Source organism: Streptomyces jeddahensis (assembly GCF_001642995.1).
Lineage (GTDB): Bacteria > Actinomycetota > Actinomycetes > Streptomycetales > Streptomycetaceae > Streptomyces > Streptomyces jeddahensis.
On the sequence record NZ_LOHS01000014.1, the window covers coordinates 24,789 to 31,050 of the forward strand.

Here is a 6,262-nt window from a genome sequence, read left to right on the forward strand (position 1 = left end):
CGGTCGTCGTCACGGGGTCACCCCCAGGGCCGGGAAGTCGTGGTCGGTCAGCCAGTGGCGGCCCACCTCGCGCGAGCGGGCCCAGGACGCCTCGACGGCCGTCTGGTCGGCGGGCTGGCCCAGTTCGGCCGGTGTCGGGCCGATGCGGCGGGCCAGCGGGGTCAGCTTCTGCACGTCGAAGCCGAAGACCTCCGCCGCCGCCAGGCCGAGCATGCGGCGGGTCTCCGCCACGGGGATGTCGTGGAAGGTCTTCGCGAGCCACGCGCGCGTGTCGGGCCAGGTGCCCTCGGGGTGCGGGAAGTCGCTGCCCCAGAGGATGTTGTCGACGCCGATCTCGTAGCGCAGGGCGAGCTCGCGGCGCTTGGTGTTGGTGGCGCAGATGAAGACCTGCCGGTCCAGGTACTCGTGCGGGGGCCGCTTCAGCTCGGCGAACGGCGAGAGCTTCTTGCCGCCGTGCGCGCCGAGGTAGAGGCGGTCCATGAACCACAGCAGGTTCGGCAGCCACCAGCAGCCCGACTCCGCCACACCGAACTTGAGGCCGGGGTGCCGCTCGAAGGCGCCCGACCAGAGCAGGAACCACAGCGGCCGCGCGGGCCACCAGGTCACCTCGCTCACATAGATGCCCAGGTGGTCGCCGTACTCGTGGCGCGGTGCCGCTCCCGAGTGGGTGACCACCGGCATCCCGCACTCGGCCGCCGCGGCCCACACGGGGTCGTAACGCCGGTCGTGGTAGGGCGCCTTGTCGACCCACATGGAGGGGATCATGAGGGCGCCGAGACCGGACTCCTTGGCGCGGTGAATTTCGGCGACGACCTTGCCGGGCTCGGCCGTGACCGGCAGCAGGGCGACACCGCAGTGCCGCTCGGGGTTCTCGGAGACGAAGTCCGCGAGCCAGCGGTTGTGGGCCTGCGCCCCCGCCATGCCCAGCTCGGGGTCCTGGTCGCCGGAGAGCCCGAGGCCCACGCCGAAGGGGGCGGCGGTCTGGCTGTCGACGGCGTCGGCGTCCGGGAAGACGACCTCCGCCGCCACCCCGTCGCCGTCGAGCTCCTTGAGTCGCTGGGCGGTGTCCCAACCGCCGCGCAGTCCTTCCTCGTTGTCCTGGAACCACTTGTTCGCGAACGCCTCGTTCCGGATGCCGAGGCGCGTCGCCTCCTCGCGGCGCGCGTCACGCCCCGCGAGGAAGTCGTCGAAGGCCCGGTGGAAGCGGGAGTCCAGATAGGGCCGGTACTCCTCGGTGGGGAGCCCGGCGTGGCAGTCGGAGGAGATGATCAGGTACGGGTCGTTCCCGTGCGGGTCCGTCATGGCGGCTCCCTCGTCAGTCCAGGATGAAGCTCTCGAGATACGACGGGTTGGCGCGGTCGAGCATCGACTGCGACCTCGCCCGGATCTGCCGGTCGCTGTGCTCGCTCGGCGGCAGCAGCCAGAAGCGGTCATCGCTGATGCCGTCCGCCACCAGGTCAGCGACCTCCTCGACCGGCGTGAACTGCACCTCCTTCCCCGCTTCCCGCATCGCCGCCTCCCACTGGCCGAGGCTGCGGTAGGGGGTCCGGCGAGGCTTCTGCTTGGCGTACTGGGCGGGCCGGTTGCGGTGCGACTCCCACAGGCCGGTGCGCAGCATGTGCGGGCCGGGGAAGAGCACCGAGGCCCCCACGCGCGCGTGCTCCGCCTTCAGGTGGGCGTACAGCGACTCGGTCATCGTCACGACGGACGCCTTGGTGACGGCGTACACGGAGGCGGTGGGCAGCGGGGCGATGCCGCCGTCGCCCGACGATGTGTTGACGACGTGCCCCGGCTCGCCCGCGGCCAGCATGCGCGGCACGAACGCCTGGATGCCGTGGAAGACGCCCCACACGTTGACCGCGAAGGCCCACTTCCAGTCGTTCGGGTCGTGCTCCCACATGCGGCCCTCGGCGCCCGAGCCCACGCCCGCGTTGTTGCACAGCACGTGGACGGCGCCGAAGGTCTCGTACGCCGCGTCCGCGAGGGCCATCACCTGCTCGCGCTCACTGACGTCGACCACGCGCGCGTGCACCTGAGCCCCGTCCTCGCGCAGTCCGGCGGCCGCTTTCTCCAGGGCGCCCTCCTCCACGTCCGCGAGGACCACCTTGAGGCCGTCGGCCGCGAACCTCCGCGCCATGGCCAGCCCGATACCGCTCGCCGCGCCCGTGACGACGGCGACCTGTCCTGCCCGCAGCTCCATCAGGCACTCCCCCCGGATGCTGCCGCCGACCCCTCCGGCGGACCGTCGAGGACCTGCGCCGGATCGTCGTAACGCTGATGGATGTAGGGCAGCAGCGCCTGCGCGCTCACCCGCTCGGCGACCCTGCCCTTCTGGTCGCTGGTCTTCTCGCCGATGGTGATCTCGACGATCCGGCGCACGGGCAGGTCGGCGACCGGGTCGTACATCGACTCGCGCAGCACGACGTCCCCGGTGATCTGCTCGAGCTTGCGCACCTTCTCGTTGCGCAGGCAGTGCACCAGCACGGGGTCGCCTTCGAGGCCCGAACCATCCACGGCGGGAAGGAACTTGAAGTAGAAATCCGTCTTCTGGGCGGGCTCCGGAACCGGCAGTGCCCCGCTCACCGCGCCGCGCACCTCGACGAACGCGATGCCGTGCCGCGCCAGCGACGCCCGTACGACCAGGCCGTCCCGCTCGACGGTCACCTCGCCCAGCTTCTTCGGCTCCCCGAAGACCTCCCGGCCGCCGATGAGAGCCCGCTCGTGGGTCATCGGCATGACCAGCGGATACCAGCCCTCGACGCCGTCGTGCGCGGCGGCGACGGCGACCGAGCCCGCGCCCAGCGGATAGCCGGGCAGCTCGACCTTGCTGATGTTCGCCCGCACCAAGGGGCGCCCGGTGGGCTTGAGCGGCGGCGGCAGCACGGCCGCCACCGCGTCCGGGTCGCTCTCCCAGACGGCCACCACGCCGGTGGACCAGATGTCGGGCAGTGCGGAGTTCGCGGTGCGCGCGGCGGTGATCTCCGCCTCGGTCCGCGCGCCGTACCGTACGCGTGCCATGTGGTACCCGCCCTTCGTCGACTCTGACGTGCCGGGGGTCCGGCGCTCGGCTGCTGATCTCGGCAGCTGATGTGGCAGTCGCCGGCAGCGGTGCGGCAGCGGTCCGGCAACGGCCTGTAACACAGTTACAGCTGACGCCGATGAAGGTAAAGAGGCGTGCACGCCGACGACGTAGCCGGCGAGCGCGCCGGGGACTTGGGGGCACTCATGGCGAGACCGTCACTCAGCCGCGACGAGATTCTGGACGCCGCCGCGAAGCTGGTGAAACAGCAAGGCCCGGCGGCCCTGACCATGCGCAAGCTCGCGGCCGAACTGGGCACGGCGGTCACATCGATCTACTGGCACGTGGGCAACCGCGAGTCCCTGCTCGACGCCCTCGTCGAGCGCACCGTCGCCGACCTCGGCGAACTGCGCCCCACCGGCCGTACCCCGGCCCAGCGCATCGTCTCGGTGGCCCGCGCCCTGCGCCGCCGGCTGCGCGACCACCCGCACCTCGTGGCGATGGTGCACGAACGCGGCCTGACCGAGCAGATGTTCCTGCCCGCCCAGGAGGTGCTGGCGCGGGAGGTCCACGCGGCGGGCCTGCACGGGGCGCGCGCCGCCGAGGTGGTACGGGCCGTGCAGTTCCACGTCGTCGGCCACGTCCTGGTCGAGCGCAACCGCGAGCGCGCACCCGTGCAGCGCCCCGGCGAGGAGGAGCTGTGGGGTGCCCGCACGGCGGACGGCGATCCGGCACTGGCCCGCGCACTGGCCGCGCCCATCGACACGGAGAAGCTGTTCACCCTGTCGGTACGGGCGCTGGTGAGGGGGCTGCTCGAGGCTCCGCCGCCCCGCTGAGCAGCCACTGGGGCAAGCGGCAGTTCGGTCAGTTCGGCCGCCAGACCCTCCCTCAACTCGTACAAATAGGACGCATCGGAGAGCGAGGTGCCCGGCCGGTCCGTCAACAGGCCGACGGCACATGCCCTGTCGAGTGCCGCCGGTCATGGCCCGTATGAGGAGTGTCAGTCGGGGCCCGTATCCTCAGTGACCATGCTCGAAGACCGTACGACCGCAGTATCCGCGGGACCGTGGCCGGCCGCGTATCCGAAGGGGTACGCGGTCGTCGACGTGGAGACCACCGGCCTCGCCCGGGACGACCGGATAGTCTCGGCCGCCGTCTACCGGCTGGACGCACGCGGCGAGGTCGAGGACCACTGGTACACGACGGTCAACCCCGAGCGCGACCCGGGACCGGTGTGGATCCACGGCCTGACGAGTGACGTGCTGTCGGACTCACCGCTCTTCGGGGACATCGCCGAGGAGTTCGCGAACCGGCTCGCCGACCGCGTCCTCGTCGCCCACAACGCCGTCTTCGACTGGTCGATGATCGCCCGGGAGTACGCGCGCGCGAAGCGCACTGCTCCGGTTCGTCAGCGCCTGTGCACCATCGCGCTCTCCAAGGAGCTCGGACTTCCGCTGCCCAACTACAAACTGGAGACGCTGGCGGCGCACTACGGCGTCGTACAGCAGCGCGCCCACCATGCGCTGGACGACGCCCGCGTGCTCGCCGAGGCGTTCCGGCCGAGCCTGCACGCCGCCGCGCGCGGCGGGGTGCGGCTGCCGCTGCTGGAGTGCCGGCCGCTCACCGAGTGGTCGGACAGCCCTGCCGCCCCGCGGATCGGCCGTCAGCCCTCCTACGGAGGAGGCGGTTGGCGGCCGTCGCGGAAGCGGCCGCCGTGCCCTTATCCCAACCCCGGGCGGTACGAGCCGGGCAAGCCCCTCAAACAGGGCATGCGTGTGGCGTTCTCGGGCGACACCTCCGTCGAGCGGGAGCTGTTGGAGGACCGGGCCGTCGAGGCCGGTCTGCATATCGCCACGAGCTTGTCCCGGCTCACCAGCCTGCTCGTCACGAACGACCCGGACTCCGGCACCTCCAAGACCGCGAAGGCGAAGCAGTTCGGCACGCCGGTCGTGGACGAGGCCGCCTTCGGGCAGCTCCTCCAGGACGTCGCCCCGGCGTCCGAGGGGTGACGGCAGGGGCGACCGGGTGATTGCCGGGCGACTCGCCCACGGATGGCTCGCCCGCTGCCGCGCGGCACCCCACCCTGTGGCGCATGGCACGTTGTGAGGTCTGCGGAAACGACTACGGGATGTCGTTCGAGGTGCACGCGCAGGGCGCGGTGCACGTCTTCGACTGCTTCGCGTGCGCCATCCACCGCATGGCGCCCCTCTGCGAGCACTGCCGGGTCCAGATCATCGGCCAGGGAGTCGAGGTCGACGGCCACTGGTACTGCGGGGCCCACTGCTCCCGCGCTGAGGGGAAGGTGGGAATCATCGACAAGGTGTGAGCGACAGGGTGCCAGCGACGGTGTGAGCGACAGGGTGCCAGCGACGGTGTGAGCGACAGGGTGTCAGCGACGAAGCGTGGGTATCGGGACGAACCGGACGCGCGGCCCCCGACGGGACCCTCCCGCCGGGGGCCGAAACGTGCCAGGTACCGTCAATGGGGTGTACCGCTTCCTGTTGTCCCGGCAGTGGGTGATCCTCACCCTCCTGGCCCTGGCCCTCATCCCCACGATGATCCAGCTGGGCTTCTGGCAGCTGCACCGGCACGAGCACCGTGTCGCGCAGAACACGCTGATCTCGAACGCGCTCTCCGCGAAGCCGGTGCCGGTGGAGCAGCTCACCTCGCCGGGCCACACCGTGCCGCGCTCCGAGTTGTACCGGACGGTGACCGCGACCGGGACGTACGACACCGCGCACGAGGTCGTCGTGCGGCGCCGCACCAACTCCGATGACGAGGTCGGCTTCCATGTCCTGACCCCGTTGGTCCTCAAGGACGGCCGGGTGCTCCTCGTCAACCGCGGCTGGATCCCCGCGAACGGCCCGCAGACCGCCTTCCCGAAGATCCCCGCCCCGGCGCGGGGCGAGGTCACCGTCACCGGGCGGCTCATGGCCGACGAGACGACCGCCGAGAGCGGTATCAAGAACGTCCAAGGGCTTCCCGACCGGCAGATCATGCTGATCAACAGCAGGCAGCTGGCGAAGAGTCTCGGTGGCGGGGAGGTGCTGGGCGGCTACATCGAGCAGGTGTCGCCCGCGCCCAAAGGGGGCAGCCCCGAGCTGATTGCTGAGCCCGATCACAGCAGCATCGGGCCGCATATGGCGTATGCGATCCAGTGGTGGTTGTTCGCTGCCGGGGTGCCCGTCGGGTGGGTGGTGCTTGTTCGCCGGGAGCGGCGGGATCGGGACGAGGCGGCGGGGG

The 6,262-nt window shown here is 71.2% G+C and carries 7 protein-coding genes; 4 read left to right on the forward strand and 3 right to left on the reverse strand.

Annotated features, from left to right (window positions below; genetic code table 11):
• Positions 1 to 9: 9 nt before the first annotated feature.
• Genes STSP_RS00600 through STSP_RS00610 form a run of 3 tightly spaced genes read right to left on the reverse strand, consistent with a single transcriptional unit; the run spans position 10 to position 3,018 of the window.
• Positions 10 to 1,302: an amidohydrolase family protein gene (locus tag STSP_RS00600; RefSeq protein WP_067270522.1), complete on the reverse strand. Its 1,293-nt coding sequence runs from the start codon at positions 1,300 to 1,302 to the stop codon at positions 10 to 12.
• 13 nt (positions 1,303 to 1,315) lie between these two features.
• A complete protein-coding gene (locus STSP_RS00605; RefSeq protein ID WP_067270524.1) occupies positions 1,316 to 2,200 on the reverse strand; it encodes an SDR family oxidoreductase in 885 nt (294 codons plus the stop codon).
• Positions 2,200 to 3,018, reverse strand: coding sequence for an acetoacetate decarboxylase family protein (locus tag STSP_RS00610; protein WP_067270526.1), 819 nt, complete (start codon positions 3,016 to 3,018; stop codon positions 2,200 to 2,202). The genes STSP_RS00605 and STSP_RS00610 overlap by 1 nt, the downstream gene beginning before the upstream one ends.
• Positions 3,019 to 3,225: 207 nt before the next feature.
• Here STSP_RS00610 and STSP_RS00615 point away from each other — a divergent pair, with 207 nt between their 5' ends.
• The 4 genes from STSP_RS00615 to STSP_RS00630 form a co-directional block, all read left to right on the forward strand.
• Positions 3,226 to 3,855 (forward strand): TetR/AcrR family transcriptional regulator, encoded by a 630-nt coding sequence (locus STSP_RS00615; RefSeq protein WP_067270541.1) that lies wholly within the window; start codon positions 3,226 to 3,228, stop codon positions 3,853 to 3,855.
• Positions 3,856 to 4,047: 192 nt separating this feature from the next.
• Complete coding sequence (locus tag STSP_RS00620; RefSeq protein WP_067270543.1) at positions 4,048 to 5,028, forward strand: DEDDh family exonuclease; 981 nt, start codon at positions 4,048 to 4,050, stop codon at positions 5,026 to 5,028.
• A gap of 83 nt (positions 5,029 to 5,111) precedes the next feature.
• Positions 5,112 to 5,345 carry a hypothetical protein gene (locus STSP_RS00625; protein WP_078066779.1) on the forward strand — a complete coding sequence of 78 codons (234 nt, stop codon included), beginning with the start codon at positions 5,112 to 5,114 and terminating at the stop codon, positions 5,343 to 5,345.
• A 160-nt stretch (positions 5,346 to 5,505) separates the two neighbouring features.
• On the forward strand, positions 5,506 to 6,262 hold a 757-nt coding region (locus STSP_RS00630), incomplete at its 3' end, for an SURF1 family cytochrome oxidase biogenesis protein (RefSeq protein WP_067270530.1).

Bases quoted from the DNA above. Each gene is read 5' to 3' on its own strand.
- STSP_RS00605 (WP_067270524.1), bottom strand. From the start codon at position 2,200: ATGGAGCTGCGGGCAGGACAGGTCGCCGTCGTCACGGGCGCGGCGAGC.
- STSP_RS00610 (WP_067270526.1), bottom strand. From the start codon at position 3,018: ATGGCACGCGTACGGTACGGCGCGCGGACCGAGGCGGAGATCACCGCC.
- STSP_RS00600 (WP_067270522.1), bottom strand. From the start codon at position 1,302: ATGACGGACCCGCACGGGAACGACCCGTACCTGATCATCTCCTCCGAC.
- STSP_RS00620 (WP_067270543.1), top strand. From the start codon at position 4,048: ATGCTCGAAGACCGTACGACCGCAGTATCCGCGGGACCGTGGCCGGCC.
- STSP_RS00615 (WP_067270541.1), top strand. From the start codon at position 3,226: ATGGCGAGACCGTCACTCAGCCGCGACGAGATTCTGGACGCCGCCGCG.
- STSP_RS00625 (WP_078066779.1), top strand. From the start codon at position 5,112: ATGGCACGTTGTGAGGTCTGCGGAAACGACTACGGGATGTCGTTCGAG.